A 22333-nucleotide genomic window follows, 5' to 3' on the forward strand; every position below is an offset into this window, starting at 1 on the left:
TCCCTACATCGCAAAAAAGCCGTGTTTTCTGGCCCAGATGGCAAACATCAGGGTGGCTCCGAAAACATAGGCAAGCAGGCCGAACCACAGATAATGCCAGTGTTCCAGCGGGAGAATGGTCATCATGTGGAAGGGCATGATAAAGGCAATGGGCATCATCAGCAGCGCCAGCCACACGGTCATGACTTTCATGACGGTATGCGCATTATTCTGAATGATGCCGTTATAGGCATTGGTGACGGTCAAATAACGCTCATAGACCAGATTGACCACATCTTCCATGCGCCGTTGTTCGCGCAGGGCGGCATCCAGCAAGGGATAAGTCGAAGCATCGCCGGGCGTGGCCCGCAAGGCGTCGCGCAAAATCAGTCCGGTTTCGCGCAAGGCGATGACCAGTTCTCCCAGATCCCGGTTCAGGACCACAATTTCGCGCAGCTCACGGTTACCCATGGCGGTTTTCAGGGCCATACGCAGTTCCTGGAGACGGTCCACCAACACCCGGGCGACCCGTTCATGACTGTAGATGATGTTGAGCAGAATTCTTTGCAGAAGATCGCCACGGGCATTTTGCTGCAGGCTGCCGAGCCAATCCTGCTGCAGGGTTGCCAGCAGGGCGTCTTCAGCGATGATGACCAGGCGCCCGGGGCTGTCGTGCTGCACAATCAGGTGGCTTACCTGTGCGACAGTGCCAAATCGGGCATCTTCTTCCAGCAGAGCAACGGGCAGCCGCAGGATGATTTCTTCGCCTTCACAATACAGGCGCTGGTCTTCACTATGGCGCAGCAGATTTCCCAGTCCGCTGCAGGAGGGGGCCTGTTCCGGGTTGAGCAGAAATAATCCCGGACCCGTGCAAGATGTACTGGAATTCCAGTCACCAAGCGCCATGTCGAAATAACGGGCCGTCATCGTTGCCTCAGATCCAGTCTTTTTTGCGGAAAAATACAAAGAGCAGCCCGGAAATGAGAAAACCCCCGCCCATCAGTACCGGCCAGGCATAAGTCCAGTCCTGCAGGGGTAAAGGAACGTTCATCCCGTAAATACTGGCCACCGTAGCGGGCGATGCCACCACCACGGTCCAGGCGGTAATGATTTTCAGGGTGTTGCTGATGTTGTTCTGGAGCACGCCCACATAAGCATCCATCATGTTGGTGATGGTGGAGGCATAAATTTCCGTCATGTCCCGGGCCTGCTGCAAATCAATCAGGGCATCGGCAATGTCTTCCAGATCGCCTTCATCCTGAAGGAGCATGGGCAAGCGCAGGGTTTGCTGGGCCACGGAAATGTTGCCCTTGAGCGCGGCAGAAAACAGAATCAAACTTTTGTTCAGCGCCAGCAGCCGGAAAAATTCATTATTGTTCTGCGAGTGGCGGAGGATTTTTTCGGTGGCGGCTATTTCTGCGTTGATAATGCGCAATGCCCGCAGAAAATCCCGGGCAATAGCCTGGAAAATTTCAGCGAGCAGCCCCCGAACATGGAGGATTTTGCCGCGCTGACGCTGACTGCGGAGTTCGTCCCACAATGCCAGGGGATGCGCGCTGGCAGTGACCATCTGCTGGGGCAGCAGCCAGAGTCCTACCGGCAGGGTCTGGAAGCGGAGTTCCGCATCGTCCTGCATGGGGGCCGGTACTTTCAAAATGATCAGGGCCACATCCCCGTCGCGTTCCAGACGCGGACGTTCGTCTTCATCGGAAACGTCCTGAAACAGGTAGTCGGGTACCTGCAGATGTTTGGCGACAAATTCCAGTTCGGCTTGGCTGGGTGCAACCACCTGAATCCAGGTGGCACGGGGAGGCCACTGAAAATCACTGGTGATTTCCAGCTGGGCATCTGTTTTGTCGTCAAACCAGTGCAGCATTCTGCCTCTCCTTTATAGACTCCTGCCCGATCATATCCAGCCCTTGCGTTTGAAAAATGCGGCCAATCCCCCGGAAATACCTAGCCCCAAACACAGTATCACCCAGAAAATCCAATGGGTTTTCTGAAAGGGCAGGGTCGTGTTCACGCCATACAGGGTGGCCAGCATACTCGGTACATAAAATATCATGGCCAGAACAGTCACCACCTTGAGCCCGTGGTTGATGTTGTTTTGTACCATACCAGCGTAGGCATCCATCATTGACGTGCTGGTTCCGGCATACACCCGGGCGCGCTCATGGGCCACCTGCAACTCCAGTAAGGCCGTATCGACCTGTCGGGTTGCTGGCAGATCATCGCGAATTTCTGCCAGACGCGAAATCTTGAAGGCCGTGGCAATGTTGCCGACCAGAGCCACTTCAAAACGGGTCAGACTTTTACTGATTTCCAGCAAGGTGAAAAAGTCACCATTACTTTGCGTCCAATCCAGTTGCCGTTCATTTTCATGGATGGCCATATTCAGTTGATGCAGGGCATCTTCATAACTCTGGGCCAGTATTTTAAGAATCGCCGCAAGTATCTCGATGCTTTCCGGAGGGCTGGAAAGATGCTCCATCTGCTCAAAAAAAGGCGAGAGCGAGGGCAGGTCTTCAGCCAGTAGTGTGGTCAGGCTTTGCTGGTGCAGAACCATTCCCAATGGCCGCAAAGTCCAGGCATCGTCGACGATGCCCCGCACCGGAAACTGCAAGGTGAGAAACACCCGATTTTCTTCGCGCCGCAGCCAGGAGCGTTCATCGGGATCGAGAATGTCCTGGGCAAAATCCCAGTCATCCGCAAGCTGCCCGGCCTGCACCCAGTCGGCGGGTCTCGGCGCCGTCAGATGTTGCCAGCCCTTCACCGGATCCGGAATAATTTGCTCTTCCGAATGGGCGGTTACGGGATGATCTGCCGGGGGAAATACATCCATGGATGTTCTCCAGATCAGAGGCGGGCGTTAGGGCACCAGTGTCTGGCCTGTTCCCGGTCAGGGGTACTCAGCCGGCACATTTGGAGCACGGGACGGAGCCTTTTATACTGGACTTCCGTGTCGCCTGTAAAGGAAATTCCGCTGTGAGTAATGTGCATTCTGCAACTGATAGTAAAGTCTTTAATCCTCTCGCCATTGCCATCCTCACTGTTTCCGATACCCGCACCCCGGAAACCGACAAATCCGGCGACAAAATTGCGGAGCTGGCCCTGGCCGCTGGGCACCAGATAGCGGCGCGCTGCATCCTGCCCGATACGGCGGAAACCCTTCGCCAGCAGATGCAAAGCTGGATAAGCGACCCGGCCATTGACGTCATCATCGCCACCGGCGGCACCGGAGTCACCGGACGGGACGTAACCCCGGAGGCTCTCGCACCCCTGATCAGCAAACCCATTCCGGGCTTTGGTGAATTATTCCGCATGTTGTCCTATGAAGAAATCGGCACCAGCACCATTCAGTCCCGGGCCGAAGCCGCCATTTGTACGGGCACCATGGTCTTTTTGCTGCCCGGTTCTACCGGAGGTGTCCGCCTGGGTATGGAAGCCATCATCATTCCGCAACTGGATAACCGGCATCGCCCCTGCAATCTCAGTGAGTTGTTACCACGTATTCGTCATGAACACTGAACTTCTTCATGCCTGAAGACGAACAACAACGGCAGGCGCGCTGGAATAACTGCTACGCCCGGAGCGACCCCCAACAAGCACCGCCTCTGCCTCTGCTCAAGGCGCAGGCAGCTTTGCTACCCGCACAGGGCAAGGCGCTGGATCTTGCCTGTGGTCGGGGGGCTAATGCCTTGTTCCTCGCCAGACGGGGTTTGGAAACCTGGGCCTGGGATTACGCCGACCCGGCCATTGCCGCTGTCCAGCAGGCCGCAGCGGGCCTGCCCCTCCATGCCCAATGCCGGGATGTGCTGGCGCAGCCACCGGAGCCGGACAGCTTCGACGTGATCGTGGTTGCCCATTTTTTACACCGCCCGCTTTTCCCGATATTGGCGCAGGCCATAAAAGCCCAAGGTTTGCTGTTCTACGAAACCTGGGCCGGGCCTTATGCCGGGCGCGGACCTCAAAATCCGGATTTTCGTCTGCGTCTGGGTGAACTGAACCATGCCTTTCCGGGCTTACAGTTGCTGATGCTGGAGGAAGACGCCGACCGCAGCGCTGGCGTCTGGAGAGCGCCTGTCGGCCCTGTTACACTGACGTAATTTACTGATCCATAAAGAGGAAGACCAGCAATGACCCGGAATGGCCGTTTGAGCATGATTGTCTTCGCCATCATTTCCCTGAGTGCCTGCGCCAAGCTGCCCGGCAAGGTGGCTGAACCCGCTGCGCCAGCCGCCAAAACAAATACCAAGGCCGCCGCGCCGGACATGCACAGCAGCCAGACGGCCCTCGACTGGGCCGGAACCTACGTGGGGACCCTGCCCTGTGCCGATTGTCCCGGAGTGCGCGAAACCCTGGTGCTGCACAAAGACCAAACCTATGCCCTGAGCACTCACTATGTAGACCGTCCGGGTTCGGCCTTTTCGCGCAGTAACAGCTTCACCTGGGTCAATGGTCAAACTATCCGGCTGGAAGGCATGCAACAACCCATGTACTTTCGGGTAGGAGAAAACCAGCTTATTCAGTTGGGAATGGATGGCCAGCCCATTACCGGACCAATGGCGGCAAAAATGGTGTTGAAGAAAATGCAAACAGGAAAAACCCAATGACCAGCATCCAGCAACGCGCCGCCCTGCAACGGCAAATATGGGCGATTGCCAATGATGTACGCGGCGCAGTCGATGGCTGGGACTTCAAGCAATACGTGCTAGGCACCCTGTTTTACCGCTTCATCAGCGAAAACTTCGCTATTTATATCGAAGCCGATGACGACAGCATCCACTACGCCGAGTTGCCGGACAACATCATCACCCCGGACATCAAAGACGATGCCATTAAAACCAAGGGCTATTTTATTTACCCCAGCCAGTTGTTTGCCAATGTGGCCGCCCGCGCCAACAGCAACGAAAGCCTGAATACGGATTTGGCCGATATTTTTGCCGCTATCGAAAATTCTGCCAGCGGTTATCCCTCCGAGCGCGACATCAAAGGCCTGTTTGCCGACTTCGACACCACCAGCAATCGTCTGGGCAACACCGTCAAAGACAAAAACACCCGCCTGGCTGCCGTGCTCAAAGGCGTTGCCGGTCTGTATTTTGGTGATGCGCATAGCGGCGACTTTGAAAGTAACCACATCGACCTGTTTGGCGATGCCTACGAATTTCTCATTTCCAACTACGCCGCCAATGCCGGTAAATCGGGCGGTGAGTTTTTTACACCACAACATGTTTCCAAACTCATCGCCCAGTTGGCCATGCACAAGCAAACCCGCGTCAACAAGATTTACGACCCCGCCTGCGGCTCCGGCTCCCTGTTACTGCAAGCCAAAAAGCATTTTGACGCGCACATTATTGAAGACGGGTTTTACGGGCAGGAACTCAACCACACCACCTACAACCTGGCGCGGATGAATATGTTCCTGCACAACATCAATTACGACAAATTCAACATCCAGTTGGGGGACACTCTCATAGCCCCCCATTTTGACAGCGACAAGCCCTTTGATGCCATCGTCTCCAATCCGCCCTATTCCGTAAAATGGATCGGCAGCGACGACCCCACCCTCATCAACGACGACCGCTTTGCCCCGGCGGGCGTACTGGCCCCCAAATCCAAAGCCGACTTTGCCTTTGTACTGCACGCCCTCAGTTACCTTTCAAGCCGTGGCCGCGCCGCCATCGTCTGTTTTCCTGGTATTTTTTACCGGGGCGGTGCCGAGCAGAAAATCCGTCAATATCTGGTGGATAACAATTTCGTCGAAACCGTCATCTCACTCGCGCCCAACCTGTTTTATGGCACCACCATCGCCGTGACCATTTTGGTGCTCTCCAAACACAAGACAGACACCACCACCCAGTTCATTGATGCCAGTGGCCTGTTCAAAAAAGAAACCAACAACAACCTGCTGCTGGATACCCACATCGACGAGATCATGGCCGTGTTCGACAGCAAGGCGAATGTCGAGCACTTTGCCCGTTCCGTACCGTTTGAGCAGGTTGCCGCCAATGATTACAACCTCTCGGTGAGCAGCTATGTCGAAGCCCGCGACACCCGCGAGGTGGTGGATATTGCAGAGCTCAATAGCGATTTGAAAACCACCGTGGCAAGAATCGACCAGCTACGCAAAGAGATAGATGCCATTGTGGCCGAGATTGAGGCATGAACGATCACCCCATCGCACTCACACAACCGCCCGCAGGCTATGCCGACTGGCTGGCCGAATTAAAAGCGCGCATTCACCGCGCCCAACAACGCGCCACGCTCGCCGTCAACCGCGAACTGGTTTTGCTGTACTGGCAAATTGGCCAAGACATCCTGACACGGCAGGCCGCACAAGGCTGGGGCGCGAAAGTGATCGAGCGGCTGGCGCATGATTTGCGCAACGCTTTTCCCGAGATGAAGGGCTTCTCCCGCGCCAACCTCATGTATATGCGTGCCTTTGCCGAGGCCTGGCCAGACGAGCAAATTGTCCAACAGGCTGTTGGACAATTGCCTTGGGGACACAATCTGGTCTTGCTGACCCGACTGAAGCAACCGGAACAGCGTCTGGCCTATGCCCAGGCCGCCATCGAACAGGGTTGGTCGCGCAATGTGCTGAATATCCACATTGAAACCCGACTTCTTGAACGCACCGGCAAAGCGGTTACCAACTTTGCCGAACGCCTGCCCCCGCCGGGTAGTGATTTAGCGCGGGAATCGCTCAAAGACCCCTATCTGTTCGATTTTCTCGATGTGGGCAAAGAAGCCGACGAACGCGAAATTGAATCGGCGCTGGTCGAGCACATTACCCACTTTTTGCTGGAATTAGGCGCAGGCTTTGCCTTTGTGGGGCGGCAGGTGTTGCTGGATGTAGGCGGTGACGAATTCTTTATTGACCTGCTGTTTTATCACCTCAAATTGCGCTGCTATGTCGTGATTGAACTCAAGACCGGTAAATTCAAGCCCGAGCATCTAGGGCAATTGGGTTTTTACATGACGGCGGTGGACAAGCAAATCAAGCATGAACTCGATAACGCCACCATCGGCCTGCTGCTGTGCAAAAGCAAAAACAAAGTGGTGGCTGAATATGCCCTGGGCGATAAAACCCAGCCCATGGGCATAGCTGAATATAAACTCGTGGAAGCCCTCCCCGAACACCTTAAAACCAACCTGCCCAGCATCGAACAGATTGAGCGGGAATTGCAGGGAGATAAGGCATGAGCAGCGGGAATTTTTTGGACAAGCTGCTGGATGGCGAGGCGGTGGAGTGGATCGAGGTGGGCGAGTTAATTTCACCCCAGCGCGGGAGAAGACTCGTCAAAAGCCAATTAGAAGAAGTCGGTAGTTATGCTGTCTATCAGAACAGCATGAAGCCGCTCGGCTACTACCATAAAAGTAATGCTCAAGCCGGGGCAACCTTTGTGATTGTTGCCGGCGCGGCGGGCGAGATTGGTTTTAGCGATGTTGCTTTCTGGGCCGCAGATGATGTCTATTTCTTCCCAGAAGCAAATGCTGTTAATAACAAATATCTGTATCACTTTCTTCTAACGAAACAGCATGAAATTTCATCTCAAGTACGCAGGGCAAGTGTTCCTCGCCTATCAATAGCTGCGGTTGAAAAGCTAAAAATCCCCATCCCCTGCCCAGAAAACCCCAAAAAATCGTTGGAAATCCAAGCCGAAATCGTTCGCATTCTGGACACCTTCACCGAGCTGACCACCGAGCTGACCACCGAGCTTAATCTACGCAAAAAACAATACAACCACTACCGCGACCAATTGTTGAGTTTTGAAAACGGCGAAGTGGAGTGGAAGACGTTGGGAGAAGTGGCCTTAGATTTTGGTAGAGGCAAATCTAAACATCGTCCTAGAAATGATGAAAAATTGTATGGCGGTGATATACCTTTCATCCAGACCGGAGATATTAGAAATGCGGCGCATGTCATTACACAATATAGCCAGACCTATAGCGAGCTTGGGCTAATACAAAGCAAATTGTGGCCTAAAGGGACATTGTGCGTAACTATTGCTGCTAATATTGCTGAAACATCCATTTTAGGATTTGATGCATGTTTTCCTGATAGCGTCATCGGTTTTATAGCTAATCCTGAAAAGACCAGTTCAGGTTATGTTGAATACCTACTGTCTTCATTAAAAACAAAGCTAGAAGAAAAAGGCCAGGGCAGTGCCCAAAGCAATATAAATCTAGGCACATTTGAAAATCTAAAATTACCTTTCCCCTCATTGGCCGAACAAGCCCGCATCGTCGCCATCCTCGACAAGTTCGACGCACTGACCACCTCCCTCACCGAAGGCCTACCCTGCGAAATCGAACTGCGCCAAAAGCAATACGATTATTACCGCGATCTGCTGCTCCGCTTTCCCAAGCCGGTTCAAGCAGGAGAATGCCCATGAATCATGAAAATACGCAGATTCAAATCTATCAGTCCGACGATGGTCAGCTTGAGCTGAAGGTGGCCTTTGACCAAGACACCGTTTGGTTGTCGCAATCACAAATGGCTGATTTGTTCGGCACCAAGCGACCAGCCATTACCAAACATTTGAGCAATATTTATAAATCGGGTGAGTTGTCCGAAGATAGCACCTGTTCCATTTTGGAACATATGGCTGGGCATGGCCAAAGCTACAAAACCAAACAGTACAATCTTGATGCCATTATTTCGGTGGGCTACCGCGTTAACTCCAGTCGCGCCACCCAATTTCGCATCTGGGCCACTCGCACCCTCAAACAACATTTGGTGCAGGGTTACACCCTCAATCAACGCCGCTTGCACGAGCGCGGCATCGAATTTGAGCAGGCGATGGCGCTTTTATCCCAGACCCTCAGCAACCAGCAGTTGGTGAACGCTGAAGGCGCAGCGGTGCTTTCGGTGATCAGCGACTATGCCCGGAGCTGGAGTCTGTTGCAGGGCTATGATGAACAAAGTCTGGGGGAGCTGAACAGTAAACAGTCGGCCATGCTGGCGCTGAATCTGGACGAGGCGCTAAACGCCATCCATGAATTAAAACAAGCACTGATCACCAAGGGCGAAGCTACGGAATTATTTGGTCAGTTGCGCGGCAATGGCCTCGAATCGGCTATTGCCACCATCGAGCAGGGTTATGGTGACGAACTGTTTTATCCGAATGTCGCGAGTCGCGCCGCGCACCTGCTGTATTTTGTGATTAAAAATCACCCGTTGGCTGATGGTAATAAGCGCAGTGGTTCATTTTTGTTTTTATGGTACTTGCGCCGCAATCAGCATTTATTGGCCAGGCCCGTGGAGCGATTGATTAACGACAACACGCTGGTCGCCTTGGCCTTGCTGGTCGCGGAAAGCGAGCCAGCGCAAAAATCGCTGATGATTCGCCTGATCGAGCATTTTATTTTGCTGAAAGAGGACGGCAATGCCTTATAAACCGCCCTTTACCATTACCAGCGAAATCCTGAATCTGGTAGCAGAGATCAGCCAGCAAGTAAAGCGGCTGGACGCCAGCGCGTTAAATGCCAATGGCCGTATGGGGCGCTTGTGGCAAACCTTAATTTTGTCTCGGTGGCACCCGCTGTTTTTGTCGTTACCCTTGGAAAGCGTGATTAAAGATCATCAACAGACGTATTACCAGGCACTTGAACAGGGTGACGAGCAAGCCGATAGTACGCCGTTTATTCGCTTCATGTTGTCGATAATTGCCCGGACGCTAACCCAAAACGCCTCTGTAAGTGCCCCTGCAAACGCCCCTGTAAATCCGGAGCGTGATGTACGTGGACTCAAAACCCCCGAAGCGATTCTGGTGTTACTGGCGTATAACCCGCAGCGGACACGCCAGCAGCTCGCCGAACTGATGGGCAAAGACCTATGCACCATTGGCCGGGCTTTAGCCAAATTACAGCAGGCGGGAAAAATTAATCGCGTCGGTTCCGATAAAACCGGCCATTGGGAGGTACAGCCGTGACAGACTACAAAACCATTGCCGAATCCAACAACTTCATTGTTCTGGATCAATACAACCGGGACTGGAAGGTGGCCGATAGCTATCAGAGTGAAGGGGACCTGGAACGCGAACTGATTCAGGATTTGACGAATCAGGGCCATGAATACCTGCCCGGCCTGAATCATCCCGAGGCAATGCTCGCCAATCTGCGTGTGCAGTTGCAGGCACTGAATAACCTGGAGTTTCTGGAAGGTGAATGGTTGCGTTTTGTGGAAACCTGGCTGGATAAACCCAGCGATAGCATCGTGGACAAAACCCGCAAAATTCACGATGACTATATTCACGATTTTGTGTTTGATGATGGCCATATTCAGAATATTTACCTGCTGGATAAAAAGAATATCGCCCGCAACAAGGTGCAGGTCATCAATCAGTTTGAGCAATCCGGCAGCCACGCCAACCGCTACGATGTGACCATTCTGGTCAACGGCCTGCCGTTGGTACAGGTAGAGCTGAAAAAGCGCGGAGTGGCCATCCGCGAGGCCTTTAATCAGGTGCATCGCTACAGCAAGGAGAGTTTCAACAGTGAACATTCCCTGTTCAAGTATCTGCAACTCTTTGTGATTTCCAACGGTACGGACACCCGCTACTTTGCCAACACCACCCAGCGCAATAAAAACAGCTTCGATTTCACCATGAACTGGGCAAAGGCGGATAACAGCCTGATCAAAGACCTGAAGGACTTTACGGCTACTTTCTTTCAGAAAAACACCCTGCTGCATGTGCTCCTGCATTACTCGGTATTTGATGTAAACAATACCCTGCTGGTGATGCGCCCTTACCAGATTGCCGCCACCGAACGCATTATGTGGAAAATCAACAGCGCGTATCAGGCGAAAAACTGGCGCAGCACGGAAAGTGGCGGTTATGTCTGGCATACCACCGGTTCCGGCAAAACCCTGACCAGTTTCAAGGCGGCGCGTCTGGCCACCGGGCTGGACTTTATCGACAAGGTATTTTTTGTGGTGGACCGCAAGGATCTGGATTATCAGACCATGAAGGAATATCAGCGTTTTTCGCCCGATAGCGTCAATGGCTCGGATAGCACCGCCGGACTCAAACGCAATCTGGATAAAAATGATAACAAAATCATCGTCACCACCATCCAGAAGCTCAACCGGCTGATCAAAAGCGAAAATGACCTGCCGGTGTATAACCAGCAGGTGGTGTTTATTTTTGATGAATGCCATCGCAGCCAGTTTGGCGAAGCCCAGAAAAACCTGAAAAAACGCTTCAGAAAGTTCTATCAGTTCGGTTTTACCGGCACCCCCATTTTTCCGCAAAACGCCCTGGGAGCCGATACCACGGCCAGCGTATTTGGCCGCGAACTGCATGCCTATGTGATTACCGATGCTATCCGCGACGAAAAAGTGCTGAAGTTCAAGGTGGACTACAACGATGTCCGTCCTCAGTTCAAGGCGCTGGAAGCCGAGCAGGATGCGAAAAAACTCAGTGCCGCCGAAAATCGCCAGGCCTTGTTGCATCCCGACCGTATCCGCGAAATTACCCAGTACATTTTGAATAACTTCCGGCAAAAAACCCATCGTTTGCAGGCCGGTGGTAAAGGCTTTAATGCCATGCTGGCCGTCAGCAGCGTAGAAGCCGCCAAGTGGTATTATGAGTCCTTCAAAACCGTGCAAAAAGACCGCGAAAAACCCTTGAAGGTCGCCACCATTTTCTCCTTTGCAGCCAACGAAGAACAAGATGCCGTGGGCGATATTATTGATGAAAGCTTTGATGTTTCGGCCATGAACAGCAGTGCCAAGGAGTTTTTGGCGACAGCAATTGCCGACTATAACGCACTGTTCAAAACCAGCTTCAGATTGGATAGCGACGGTTTTCAGAACTACTACCGCGATTTGGCCAAGCAAATGAAGGCCGGGGAAGTTGATCTGCTGATTGTGGTGGGCATGTTTCTGACCGGTTTTGATGCGCCGACGCTCAACACCTTGTTTGTCGACAAAAACCTGCGTTATCACGGCTTGATTCAGGCTTACTCACGCACCAACCGCATTTATGATGCGACCAAAACCTTTGGCAATATCATCACGTTCCGCAATCTCGAACAGGCGACTATCGACGCCATCACCCTGTTTGGGGACAAAAACACCAAAAATGTCGTGCTCGAAAAAAGCTTCAGGGAGTACATGGAAGGCTTTACCGATGTGGTCACAGGCGAAGCGCGGCGCGGCTTTGTGGATGTGGTGAAAGAACTGGAGCAGCGTTTTCCTGATCCTGCTGCCATTGAAAAAGAATCGGATAAAAAAGCCTTTGTGAAGTTGTTTGGCGAATTTTTGCGCGTGGAAAATGTGCTGCAAAACTTTGATGAATTCGCCAGCCTGAAAGCTTTGCAAAATGTCGATATGGATGACCCCGCAGCCTTAGAAGCCTTCAAGGCCAAGTATTATGTGACGGATGAGGAGTTGCCTGCGTTGCAGGCTGTTCAAATCCCATCCGAACGCAAAACCCAGGACTACCGTTCTACCTACAATGATGTGCGCGATTGGTTGCGGCGGGAAAAATCCGCTTCGGAAAAAGCAGAGTCCAGCATCGATTGGGATGACGTGGTGTTTGAGGTAGATTTGCTCAAATCTCAGGAAATCAATCTGGATTACATTCTCGAGCTGATTTTTGAGAACAACAAAAAAATCAAAGACAAGGTGGCCCTGGTGGAAGATGTGCGCCGGGTGATCCGTGCCAGCCTCGGGAATCGTGCCAAAGAAACGCTCCTGGTGGATTTCATCAATCAAACCGATCTGGATCAGCTTGGTGACAAAACCAGCCTGATTGAGGCCTTTTTTACCTTTGCCCAGGGCGAACAGCGGCGCGAAGCCGATGCGCTTATCGCTGACGAAAACCTGAATGTCGAAGCCGCGCGTCGCTATATCAGCGTTTCCCTGAAACGGGAGTTTGCCAGCGATAATGGCACCGAGCTCAATGCCCTGCTCCCCAAAATGAGCCCACTGAATCCTCAGTACCTGAGTAAAAAGCAGAGTGTGTTCCAGAAAATCGCAGCCTTTGTCGAGAAGTTCAAAGGCGTGGGCGGACAGGTTTAACACTTTTTTGGATATTGCAAAAACCACCCCCGGGCGCGGATAATCAGCGGATGCAAAACGAATTTGATGTCATTGTTGTCGGTGGAGGCCATGCCGGCACCGAGGCTGCCGCAGCCGCAGCCCGTTTGGGTGCGCGCACGCTGCTCCTGACCCAGAATCTCGATACCATTGGGCAGATGTCCTGTAATCCGGCCATTGGCGGTATTGGCAAAGGGCATCTGGTCAAGGAAATCGACGCCCTGGGGGGCATCATGGCCCTCGCTATTGATCAGGCGGGCATCCAGTTTCGGACCCTGAACGCCAGCAAGGGGCCGGCGGTGCGGGCGACCCGCGCCCAGGCCGACCGGAGTTTGTATAAACGCGCAGTGCGTCGTCTTCTCGAAAACATTCCCAATTTGCAATTGTTTCAGGGCATGGCGGGCGACTTGTTAATGGAAAACGGGCATCTGGCCGGTGTGCGCACGGAAACCGGCCTGGAGCTGCGTGCGGGTCAGGTGATTTTGACTACCGGGACTTTTCTCGGCGGGCGCGTGCACATGGGAGACCAGAATTATGCCGCCGGACGGGCAGGCGATCCGCCATCCAACGCCCTGTCCCTGCGCCTGCGGGAAATGGATTTTCCGGTTGCCCGTCTGAAAACCGGCACGCCGCCCCGCATTGATGGACGCAGCATCGACTATAGCGTGCTCGAAGCCCAGCCCGGTGATGATCCACTCCCCGCATTTTCCTTCATGACCCGGCAGGTGGATATCCCCCAGCGCGCTTGCCATATTACCCACACCAATGCGCGCACCCATGAAATCATTACCGCCAATTTGCACCAGTCGGCCATGTATGGCGGGCACATTCAGTCCGTAGGGCCGCGCTACTGTCCTTCCATTGAGGACAAAGTGGTGCGCTTTGCCGAAAAAACCTCGCACCAGATATTTCTCGAACCTGAAGGACTGGATACGCACGAAGTCTATCCCAACGGCATTTCCACCAGTCTGCCTTTTCCCGTGCAGGTGGATTTGGTGCGGAGCATGCGCGGTCTGGAACATGCCGTTTTGCTGCGTCCGGGTTACGCCATTGAATACGATTTTCTCGATCCGCGTGATTTGCACGCCAGCCTCGAAAGCCAGCGTCTGCCCGGACTTTTTTGTGCTGGCCAGATCAACGGCACCACCGGCTATGAAGAAGCCGCCGCACAGGGCCTGCTGGCGGGTCTCAATGCGGCACGGCGGGCGCGGTCACAGTCTGCCTGGGTGCCGGGGCGTCATGAGGCGTATCTGGGCGTAATGGTGGACGATCTGGTCACCCGGGGGCTGGATGAACCCTATCGGATGTTTACCAGCCGGGCCGAATATCGCCTGCAATTGCGTGAAGATAATGCCGATATGCGCCTGACCCCGCAGGGTCGCGAACTTGGGTTGGTGGATGATGCACGCTGGGCAGCCTTCAGCCGCAAACAGGATGATCTGGAAGCCGAGCGCGGGCGTTTCCAGAGTGTGCGCATTCGCCCCGAAGATGCAGCAGCGGAGCGGGTTGCCGCGCATGTGGGTCAGGCCCTGAACCGGGACGTAACCGCGCTGGAATTGTTGCGCCGTCCGGATTGGGATTACGCCAGCCTGACGACGGCTCTGGACATCCCGGTTTGTGCGGACCCACGTGTCAGCGAACAGTTGGAGATTGAGTGCAAATATTCGGGTTACATTGCCAGGCAGCAGGACGAAATTGAGCGGGCCGTCCGCTGGGAGGGCATGGCCATTCCTGAGGACATGGATTATGCCTCGGTGCGCGGGTTGTCCACGGAAGTCAGGCAACGCCTGAGTCGCCAGCGTCCGCAAACCATTGGTCTGGCCAGCCGCATTCCGGGCGTCACTCCGGCAGCCGTGTCGCTGTTGTTGATTCACGTGAAACGCCGCAGCTTGCCGCAGGCAGGCTGATGCCGTCCGCTTCTGCCCTGCCAGAACAACTGGCCGAGGCTCTGGACGCCGGTCTTGCGCTCATGCAACTGGATTCGGTTCATCCCGATCAGCGCCAGTTGCTGATTCAGTATGTGCTACTCCTTCAGCGTTGGAACAGTACCCACAATCTGACCGCCGTGCGCGACCCGCTCGAAATGATCTCCCGGCATCTGCTGGACAGTCTTGCTGTGCTGCCTTTTCTGGATGCCGGGCAGGTGGCGGATATTGGCAGTGGTGCGGGTTTGCCGGGAATCCCCTTGGCCATTTGCCGACCCGCCCAGGCCTTTACGCTGGTGGAGCCCGCTGGCAAGCGCGTGGCTTTTTTACGCAGTGTGCTGGCCGAGCTCGGCCTGCGCCATGTGCAGGTGGTCCCCACGACCAGCGAAAAATACCAGCCCGAAAACTTGCCGGACATCCTCATCAGCCGCGCTACCGCCCCTCTCGCGCGCCTGGATGCAATGACCATCCATCTGCAGGGTCCGCAGAGTAGAGTGCTGGCCTTAAAGGGGCCCGGTGTCGAAGAAGAACTGGCCGATTGGCCCCGCGCGGCTGCGCTGGAGCTGCGTTGTCACGACTTGCAGGTACCGGGTTCACCCCTGCGCAAGCTCTTGATTTGGACGAATCCGCTGCAGATGCCCTAGCCCCCCGCGAGCTGACAGGGTATTCTTGCGCGATTGTAGACTTCATCGGGAAATCACCCCAAAACATGCGCATCGTTGCTGTTGCCAATCAGAAAGGTGGCGTGGGAAAAACCACGACTGCCGTCAATCTGGCTGCCGGACTTGTCCAGACGGGCAAGCGGGTGCTGCTGGTTGATCTGGATCCGCAAGCCAATGCCAGCACCGGGTTGGGCCAGGTGGGTAATACGGCGAGCAGCATTTATCACGTATTGCTGGGGGAATTACCGCTCTGCGCGGTGCTGCATGCAGTATCCCCTGCCGGACTTTTTCTCGCACCCTCCAGCCCCGATCTGGCCGGGGCCGAAGTGGAAATCTACCCGCGCGCAGATCGTGAACAGCATCTGAAAAGAGCTTTGGCCGAGGCGTCGGACTTTGATTATGTCCTCATTGATTGCCCGCCAGCCCTGAATATGCTGACCATCAATGCCCTGGTAGCGGCAAACCGTGTGCTGATTCCCATGCAATGCGAATATTATGCCCTGGAAGGCCTCACGCAGTTGCTGAATACCGTCCGGCGGGTGCGCGCCCAGCTGAACCCTCATCTGGAAGTGGATGGCCTGTTGCGGACTATGTTCGACAACCGCAACCGTCTTTCCTCGGAGGTCGGTCAGGAGTTGGAACGGCATTTTCCGGATAAGCTCTATCAAACGGTTATCCCCCGCAATATTCGCCTTGCCGAAGCCCCCAGCTTTGGCCGCGCTGCTCTGGAATACGATCCTTCCTGCGCGGGTTCCCTGGCCTATCAGGGTCTGGCCAAAGAATTCCTGCAACGGGAGGGGACAAAATGAAGCGAGTGGGTTTGGGTCGAGGGCTCGATGCACTGTTTGCCAATGAAGATTCGGGTAGCGGGTCCATGCGGGAAATCCCGGTTGATCTTCTCCAGCGCGGTCGTTATCAACCGCGTGGAATCATTGCGGAGTCTTCCCTGCAGGAATTGGCGGAGTCCATACGCCATCAGGGAGTGGTACAACCCATCGTGGTGCGTGCCGTGGGCGGCGGTCGTTATGAAATTATTGCCGGCGAGCGCCGCTGGCGTGCCGCACAACTGGCGGGTTTGACCCAAATACCTGCGGTAGTCCGCGATTGTGGCGATGAGCAGGCCCTGGCCATCGGCATCATCGAAAATATACAACGTCAGGATCTGAATCCGCTGGAAGAAGCCCAGGCGCTGCAGCGCTTGCTGGATGAATTTGGCCTCAGCCACGAAGCGCTGGCCGGAACGCTGGGACGTTCGCGGGCGGCCATCAGTAACCAGCTCCGGCTCTTGCGCCTTTGTCCCGCGTTGCATCCGCACGTGGAAAGTGGTGCCCTCAGTGCCGGACATGCCCGCGCGTTGTTGACCCTCAGTGACGAGCGGCAGAAGGTTCTGGCCGAAAAAGTGGTCCAGGAAAACCTGAGCGTCCGCGCCACCGAAAAGCTGGCTCAAAAAGACCTGAATCCGCCAGCACCCCCGCCGGAACCGGACCCCAACACGGCCGCTCTCATAGCACTGATTCAATCCATTCTGGGACTTGGTGTGGATTTGCGCGCCCGTGGCCAGGGGGGGGAACTGCGTATTCGCTGGGAAAGTCCGGAGCAGGAGGCCATGCTTCTGAAACGTCTGGGCGTATCGCTCAATGACGACGAAAGCTGATGGATCACTCTTGACGCTGGGCATCTGCGTGTTTAGACTCCGCCTGTATTTGAGTTTTGCCCATTGAAAGAGCAAGAAAAACAAATGGGCATGGTGAACTTCTCGTCCTATGTAGGGCGAGTCACTGCGACGGTGTTGACGTTGGCCCTGTTCCTGGCTGCCTTGCTGGCATGGCGCTGGGGACGACAAGAAGCCTACGCACTGCTTTTTGCGGCATTTTTGAGCGTAATCAACATGCTCATCCTGGGTGGTCGCCTGATCGCGCTCCCCGCTTCTACGCATCTTGCCGCACGGCGGCTGGGTGGGGCGGTGTTGCAGCGCTGGATCATCACCATTCTGGGTCTCATCTTGGCAATTTTCTGGCTGCATCTGCCTGTTATCGGGCTGGTTGCCGGGTTTTTGCTGGCCCATTTCGTATTTTTGGCATTTCTGATGCGGGAACGTATCAGGCAAAGGAGTTAAGTGTGGCTTCAGGCGATATCGCCCATCATCTCGTCAACTGGACTATCGGTTCCGGTTTCTGGACGTTTGATCTGGACACCATTGTCATGGGCTGGATCATGGCGGCCATTCTGGTCATTACCGGCATGGTAGTCGGCGCAAAATTGCAGACCAGTACCCCCAGCGGCATGCAAAACTGGCTGGAAGGCGTCGTCGATTTTATTGATGATCTGGTCCAGGGCAGTTTCCCGGTCAAGGACCCCTTGATTGCACCCATGGCCATCACGGTATTTTTGTGGATACTGCTGATGAACAGCCTGGACGTCATCCCTGCCTACTTGCCCGGCATTATTGCGCACTGGTTTGGTATTCCAGAATTTCGGATAACCCCGACCGTCAACCTCAACACCACCCTCGGCGTTTCCATCACGGTATTTCTGGTGATGATTGCCACCAATTTGCGGGTGAAGGGTTTCGGCTACTTCAAGACCTACCTGACCCATCCCTTCGGTATCTGGCTGTTTCCGATGAACATCATCATGTCCCTGATCGAAGAAATCACCAAGCCGTTAAGCCTGGGCCTGCGACTTTTCGGCAACATGTTTGCCGGCGAGCTGGTATTCTTGCTGCTGGCCATGTTGCCCTGGTGGGGCGAGCTGGTGATGGGTACGGTCTGGTCCCTGTTTGAAAGTTTGATCATTGTCCTGCAGGCGTTTATTTTCACCGTGTTGACCGTGGTTTACCTCGGCATGGCGAATATGCAGGATCATTAATACAGTTTTTATATTTCACTTTTGCGACACTTGTAAGGAGTTATCATGGACGCACACACCATTATCGTAGCTGCTACAGCCATTGCTGTGGGTATTATTTTTGGCGCCGCTGGTCTGGGTTCCGCCATTGGCTGGGGTCTGATTACCTCCAAGACCATTGAAGGCATTACCCGTCAACCCGAAATGCGTCCCCAGTTGTTAGTGAATACCTTCATTTTTGCCGGCTTGATGGAATCTTTCCCCTTCATCATTCTGGCCTTCGGTTTCTGGTTCCTCTTCGCCAACCCGTTCCTGGGCTGATGCGGGCCCGGTTGATCCGGCCCTCTTGCAAGTGAGGTAGTCATGAATCCAGTAGGTATCAATGGAACACTGATCATACAGCTGATCACCTTCGTCATTTTGGTGGCGTTGCTGTACAAGTATATGTATGGTCCCCTGCGTAAGGTAATGGACGCCCGCCGCGCGAAAATCGCTGACGGTCTAGCCGCTGCTGAACGTGGTAAGGAAGAAATGGCCCTGGCCCAGAAACGCGCGGCAGAAATACTGCGGGAGGCCAAGGACAAGGCGGCAGAGATTATTGCCAACGCCGAGCGTCGTGGTGTGGAGCTACGTGAAGAAGCTCAGGTCAAGGCCCGTGAGGAGGCTGACCGGATTATTGCCGGAGCCCGTGCAGAAATTGATGTGGAAACCAACCGGGCCCGTGAAGTCCTGCGTGGTCAGGTGGTGGAGCTGGTGGTCGACGGCACCCAGCGTATTCTGCATCGTGAAATTGATCAGAACGCCCATCGCGACATCATCGACCGTATGGTCGGCCAACTGTGAGGATCTGAAATGGCAGATCTGATCACGGTGGCGCGACCCTACGCCGAGGCGCTTTACGGGCTGGGCAAAGACTCTGGTCAGCAACAGGCTTGGGCAGACGCTTTGCAGGTGCTTACCGCCATGGTTGCAGACGACCAGGCCCAGGCATTTTTGAATGACCCTGAACGCCCGGAAGCGGACAAGGTGGCCTTGCTCGCCGCCGCTCCTGTTACTCTGGAACAGTCGGGCTGGCAGGCCTTTCTGACTCTTCTGGTGCATAACGATCGCTGGGCAGCGGCAGCAGAAATTGCCGTCCTCTTCGCTGAGGCTCTGCGCCATGACGAAGGCATTGTCGACGTTCTGGTAACCAGTGCGGTGGCTATGGACGCGCAGCAGAAAAGCTCGGTTCAGGCGGCGCTTGAACAGCGTTTCAGCGGTCGCAAAGTCGCTTTTCGTGAGTCGGTAGATGCCTCGCTGATTGGCGGTCTCGTAATTCATACGGGTGATCTCACCATAGATGCTTCCGTGCGTGGACAAGTGCAGCAACTTGCCCGAACCCTTCGCAGCTAAAGTCTTGAGGAACAAAGTATGCAACAACTGAATCCATCGGAAATCAGTGACCTGATCCGCGCACGCATCGCTGGCTTTGAAGGCCGTGTCGAGACGCGCTCCCAGGGCACTATCATCAGCCTGAGCGACGGTATCCTGCGCATTCACGGTCTGGAAGACGTTATGTACGGCGAGATGCTTGAACTTCCCGGCGGGCGCTATGCGCTGGCCATGAATCTGGAGCAGGACAATGTCGGTGCCGTGGTACTGGGAGAATTCTCCGGCCTTGAAGAAGGTGGCATTGTTAAATGCACCGGCAAGGTCATGCAGGTTCCTATCGGCAAGGAATTACTGGGTCGTGTGGTCAATGCCCTGGGACAGCCCATTGATGGCAAAGGCCCGGTAGATGCCAAGGAATTTGACGTTCTCGAAAAAATCGCGCCCGGCGTGGTGGATCGTCAAAGTGTGGACGAGCCCATGCAGACCGGCGTCAAATCCATTGATGCCATGGTACCGGTGGGACGCGGACAGCGCGAACTGATCATTGGTGACCGCCAGACCGGCAAGACTGCTGTGGCAGTGGATGCCATCATCAACCAGAAAGGCAAGGGTGTTTACTGCATTTACGTGGCGGTGGGCCAGAAGGCTTCAACCGTGGCTGGAGTGGTCCGCAAGCTGGAAGAATATGGCGCCATGGAATACACCACGGTCATCGCCGCCAACGCTTCCGAATCAGCGGCCATGCAGTATCTGGCGCCTTATTCCGGCTGCACGATGGGTGAGTTCTTCCGCGATCGCGGCATGGACGCGCTGATTGTGTATGACGATCTGACCAAGCAGGCCTGGGCCTACCGGCAGATTTCCCTGTTGCTGCGGCGTCCTCCGGGTCGCGAAGCGTATCCGGGCGATGTGTTTTACCTGCACTCCCGTTTGCTGGAGCGCGCTGCGCGTGTCAACACGGATTTTGTAGAAAAATTCACCCATGGTGAAGTGAAGGGTAAGACCGGTTCATTGACCGCCCTGCCCATCATTGAAACCCAGGCCGGCGACGTTTCTGCCTTCGTGCCGACCAACGTGATTTCCATCACCGACGGCCAGATTTATCTCGAAACCGATTTGTTCAACTCCGGTATCCGTCCCGCCATTAACGCCGGTTTGTCCGTGTCGCGCGTCGGTGGCGCTGCCCAGACCAAGATCATCAAGAAGTTGGGTGGGGGTATTCGTCTGGATCTGGCGCAGTATCGTGAACTGGCGGCTTTCGCCCAGTTTGCTTCTGATCTGGATGAAATAACCCGCAAACAAATTGAACGGGGCAAACGGGTTACTGAACTGCTGAAACAGGATCAGTTCTCACCCATGTCGGTCGCAGAACAGGCTGTTGCCCTGTTCGCCGCCAGCAGCGGTGCCCTGGATGACGTGGAAGTGGCCAAGGTGCGGCCTTTTGAGAAGGCCTTGCTGGCTTATCTGCACAGCAATAACAAGGACCTGATGGCTGGGCTCGAAGACAAAAAAGAGCTCACCGATGACTTCAAAAAGCAGCTCGACGCGGCAGTCAAGCAGTTCAAGTCCAGTTCGACGTACTAGGAGAGCAGCATGGCCAATGCCAAGGAAATTCGCGGTCAGATCAAGAGCGTAAAAAATACGCGCAAGATCACCCGCGCCATGGAAATGGTGGCTGCAAGCAAGATGCGGCGCGCGCAGGAACGGATGCGCGCTGCCCGGCCCTATGCGGAGAAAATTCGCGAAGTACTGGGCCATCTGGCGCTGGCACACCCGGAGTATGAACATCCTTTGATGCAGGTTCGGCCCGTTAAAAAAGCGGGTTTTCTGGTCATCACTACCGATCGTGGCCTTTGCGGTGCGCTGAATGTCAATGTGCTTCGGCAGGTTGTCCATAAAATGCACGATCTGCACGAACAGGGCGTCAGTTCGGATCTCGCGGTCATGGGGAACAAGGGGCTGGGTTTTTTGCGTCGGCATGGCGCCCATCTGGTCGCTGAACTGAATGGACTGGGCGACAAGCCCAATCTGGCGGACATGATCGGACCCATCAAGGCCATGGCCGATGCTTACGCCAAGGGTGAGGTCGATGTGGTTTATATGGTCTCTTCCCGCTTCGTCAATACCATGCTGCAACGCGCCACTCTGGAGCAGTTGCTGCCCGTAGCCAAGCCGGAAGTGCCTGCCGAAAAACCGGCGGAGATGTGGGATTACATTTATGAGCCGGAGGCTCGCCCGGTTCTCGACAAGCTGATGCATCGCTATGTGGAGTCTGTCGTTTATCAGGCGGTCATTGAGCATCTGGCCTGCGAGCAAAGTGCGCGCATGGTGGCCATGAAGAATGCCTCGGACAACGCCAAACGGATGGTGGGCGATCTGCAGTTGGCTTACAACAAGGCCCGTCAGGCAGCCATTACACAGGAAATCGCCGAAATCAGCGCCGGTGCGGCGGCGGTTTGACGATTAAGCACAGCATTTTTGGATTTTTTGAGGGTTAAATC

The 22333-nt window shown here is 54.7% G+C and carries 23 protein-coding genes; 20 read left to right on the forward strand and 3 right to left on the reverse strand.

The annotated features are described in order from the left end of the window. Nucleotides 1-3: 3 nt before the first annotated feature. From BLW97_RS00140 to BLW97_RS00150, 3 genes are read right to left on the reverse strand one after another with little or no spacing between them, the layout of a single operon-like run. A complete protein-coding gene (locus BLW97_RS00140; RefSeq protein ID WP_075321977.1) occupies nucleotides 4-906 on the reverse strand; it encodes a CorA family divalent cation transporter in 903 nt (300 codons plus the stop codon). A 7-nt stretch (nucleotides 907-913) separates the two neighbouring features. After that, nucleotides 914-1855 (reverse strand): magnesium transporter CorA family protein, encoded by a 942-nt coding sequence (locus tag BLW97_RS00145; protein ID WP_010640880.1) that lies wholly within the window; start codon nucleotides 1853-1855, stop codon nucleotides 914-916. A gap of 30 nt (nucleotides 1856-1885) precedes the next feature. Continuing rightward, a complete protein-coding gene (locus BLW97_RS00150; protein WP_075321978.1) occupies nucleotides 1886-2821 on the reverse strand; it encodes a magnesium transporter CorA family protein in 936 nt (311 codons plus the stop codon). A gap of 143 nt (nucleotides 2822-2964) precedes the next feature. Here BLW97_RS00150 and moaB point away from each other — a divergent pair, with 143 nt between their 5' ends. The 20 genes from moaB (at nucleotide 2965) to atpG (ending at nucleotide 22292) form a co-directional block, all read left to right on the forward strand. Further along, nucleotides 2965-3507, forward strand: a complete 543-nt coding sequence (gene moaB / locus BLW97_RS00155) for a molybdenum cofactor biosynthesis protein B (protein ID WP_075321979.1) — start codon at nucleotides 2965-2967, stop codon at nucleotides 3505-3507. 8 nt (nucleotides 3508-3515) lie between these two features. Next, nucleotides 3516-4085, forward strand: a complete 570-nt coding sequence (locus BLW97_RS00160; RefSeq protein ID WP_075321980.1) for a class I SAM-dependent methyltransferase — start codon at nucleotides 3516-3518, stop codon at nucleotides 4083-4085. Nucleotides 4086-4115: 30 nt separating this feature from the next. After that, on the forward strand, nucleotides 4116-4592 hold the full coding sequence (locus BLW97_RS00165; RefSeq protein ID WP_075321981.1) for a copper resistance protein NlpE: 477 nt from the start codon (nucleotides 4116-4118) through the stop codon (nucleotides 4590-4592). Further along, nucleotides 4589-6145, forward strand: a complete 1557-nt coding sequence (locus BLW97_RS00170) for a type I restriction-modification system subunit M (RefSeq protein ID WP_075321982.1) — start codon at nucleotides 4589-4591, stop codon at nucleotides 6143-6145. Before BLW97_RS00165 ends, BLW97_RS00170 begins: the two co-directional genes overlap by 4 nt. After that, nucleotides 6142-7182, forward strand: a complete 1041-nt coding sequence (locus tag BLW97_RS00175) for a PDDEXK nuclease domain-containing protein (protein ID WP_075321983.1) — start codon at nucleotides 6142-6144, stop codon at nucleotides 7180-7182. Before BLW97_RS00170 ends, BLW97_RS00175 begins: the two co-directional genes overlap by 4 nt. Beyond that, nucleotides 7179-8375, forward strand: a complete 1197-nt coding sequence (locus tag BLW97_RS00180) for a restriction endonuclease subunit S (RefSeq protein WP_075321984.1) — start codon at nucleotides 7179-7181, stop codon at nucleotides 8373-8375. Before BLW97_RS00175 ends, BLW97_RS00180 begins: the two co-directional genes overlap by 4 nt. Then, the gene (locus tag BLW97_RS00185; protein WP_075321985.1) at nucleotides 8372-9379 is read left to right on the forward strand and encodes a virulence RhuM family protein/type II toxin-antitoxin system death-on-curing family toxin; all 1008 of its coding nucleotides are present in this window, start codon (nucleotides 8372-8374) and stop codon (nucleotides 9377-9379) included. Before BLW97_RS00180 ends, BLW97_RS00185 begins: the two co-directional genes overlap by 4 nt. After that, nucleotides 9369-9914, forward strand: coding sequence for a Fic family protein (locus BLW97_RS00190; protein WP_075321986.1), 546 nt, complete (start codon nucleotides 9369-9371; stop codon nucleotides 9912-9914). Before BLW97_RS00185 ends, BLW97_RS00190 begins: the two co-directional genes overlap by 11 nt. After that, nucleotides 9911-13009 carry a type I restriction endonuclease subunit R gene (locus tag BLW97_RS00195; RefSeq protein WP_075321987.1) on the forward strand — a complete coding sequence of 1033 codons (3099 nt, stop codon included), beginning with the start codon at nucleotides 9911-9913 and terminating at the stop codon, nucleotides 13007-13009. The genes BLW97_RS00190 and BLW97_RS00195 overlap by 4 nt, the downstream gene beginning before the upstream one ends. 50 nt (nucleotides 13010-13059) lie before the next feature. Next, nucleotides 13060-14934, forward strand: a complete 1875-nt coding sequence (gene mnmG, locus BLW97_RS00200; RefSeq protein WP_075321988.1) for a tRNA uridine-5-carboxymethylaminomethyl(34) synthesis enzyme MnmG — start codon at nucleotides 13060-13062, stop codon at nucleotides 14932-14934. Next, nucleotides 14934-15596, forward strand: a complete 663-nt coding sequence (gene rsmG, locus BLW97_RS00205; protein WP_075321989.1) for a 16S rRNA (guanine(527)-N(7))-methyltransferase RsmG — start codon at nucleotides 14934-14936, stop codon at nucleotides 15594-15596. Before mnmG ends, rsmG begins: the two co-directional genes overlap by 1 nt. A 65-nt stretch (nucleotides 15597-15661) precedes the next feature. Further along, the gene (locus tag BLW97_RS00210; RefSeq protein ID WP_075321990.1) at nucleotides 15662-16423 is read left to right on the forward strand and encodes a ParA family protein; all 762 of its coding nucleotides are present in this window, start codon (nucleotides 15662-15664) and stop codon (nucleotides 16421-16423) included. Beyond that, nucleotides 16420-17268 carry a ParB/RepB/Spo0J family partition protein gene (locus BLW97_RS00215; RefSeq protein WP_075321991.1) on the forward strand — a complete coding sequence of 283 codons (849 nt, stop codon included), beginning with the start codon at nucleotides 16420-16422 and terminating at the stop codon, nucleotides 17266-17268. Before BLW97_RS00210 ends, BLW97_RS00215 begins: the two co-directional genes overlap by 4 nt. Before the next feature lie 63 nt (nucleotides 17269-17331). Continuing rightward, the gene (locus tag BLW97_RS00220; RefSeq protein ID WP_226860383.1) at nucleotides 17332-17730 is read left to right on the forward strand and encodes a hypothetical protein; all 399 of its coding nucleotides are present in this window, start codon (nucleotides 17332-17334) and stop codon (nucleotides 17728-17730) included. A gap of 2 nt (nucleotides 17731-17732) precedes the next feature. After that, on the forward strand, nucleotides 17733-18482 hold the full coding sequence (gene atpB / locus BLW97_RS00225; protein WP_024894404.1) for a F0F1 ATP synthase subunit A: 750 nt from the start codon (nucleotides 17733-17735) through the stop codon (nucleotides 18480-18482). Nucleotides 18483-18527: 45 nt separating this feature from the next. Further along, nucleotides 18528-18782, forward strand: a complete 255-nt coding sequence (gene atpE / locus BLW97_RS00230; RefSeq protein WP_009561114.1) for a F0F1 ATP synthase subunit C — start codon at nucleotides 18528-18530, stop codon at nucleotides 18780-18782. A 42-nt stretch (nucleotides 18783-18824) separates the two neighbouring features. Continuing rightward, the gene (atpF, locus tag BLW97_RS00235) at nucleotides 18825-19304 is read left to right on the forward strand and encodes a F0F1 ATP synthase subunit B (RefSeq protein ID WP_031572782.1); all 480 of its coding nucleotides are present in this window, start codon (nucleotides 18825-18827) and stop codon (nucleotides 19302-19304) included. 9 nt (nucleotides 19305-19313) lie between these two features. Further along, nucleotides 19314-19853: a F0F1 ATP synthase subunit delta gene (locus BLW97_RS00240; RefSeq protein WP_075321992.1), complete on the forward strand. Its 540-nt coding sequence runs from the start codon at nucleotides 19314-19316 to the stop codon at nucleotides 19851-19853. A gap of 18 nt (nucleotides 19854-19871) precedes the next feature. Continuing rightward, nucleotides 19872-21416, forward strand: coding sequence for a F0F1 ATP synthase subunit alpha (gene atpA, locus BLW97_RS00245; RefSeq protein WP_031572784.1), 1545 nt, complete (start codon nucleotides 19872-19874; stop codon nucleotides 21414-21416). A 9-nt stretch (nucleotides 21417-21425) separates the two neighbouring features. Continuing rightward, nucleotides 21426-22292, forward strand: coding sequence for a F0F1 ATP synthase subunit gamma (gene atpG / locus BLW97_RS00250; RefSeq protein WP_024894408.1), 867 nt, complete (start codon nucleotides 21426-21428; stop codon nucleotides 22290-22292). Nucleotides 22293-22333 lie beyond the last annotated feature (41 nt).

It is taken from the genome of Acidithiobacillus albertensis (assembly GCF_001931655.1).
In the GTDB taxonomy this organism is placed as follows: domain Bacteria; phylum Pseudomonadota; class Gammaproteobacteria; order Acidithiobacillales; family Acidithiobacillaceae; genus Acidithiobacillus; species Acidithiobacillus thiooxidans.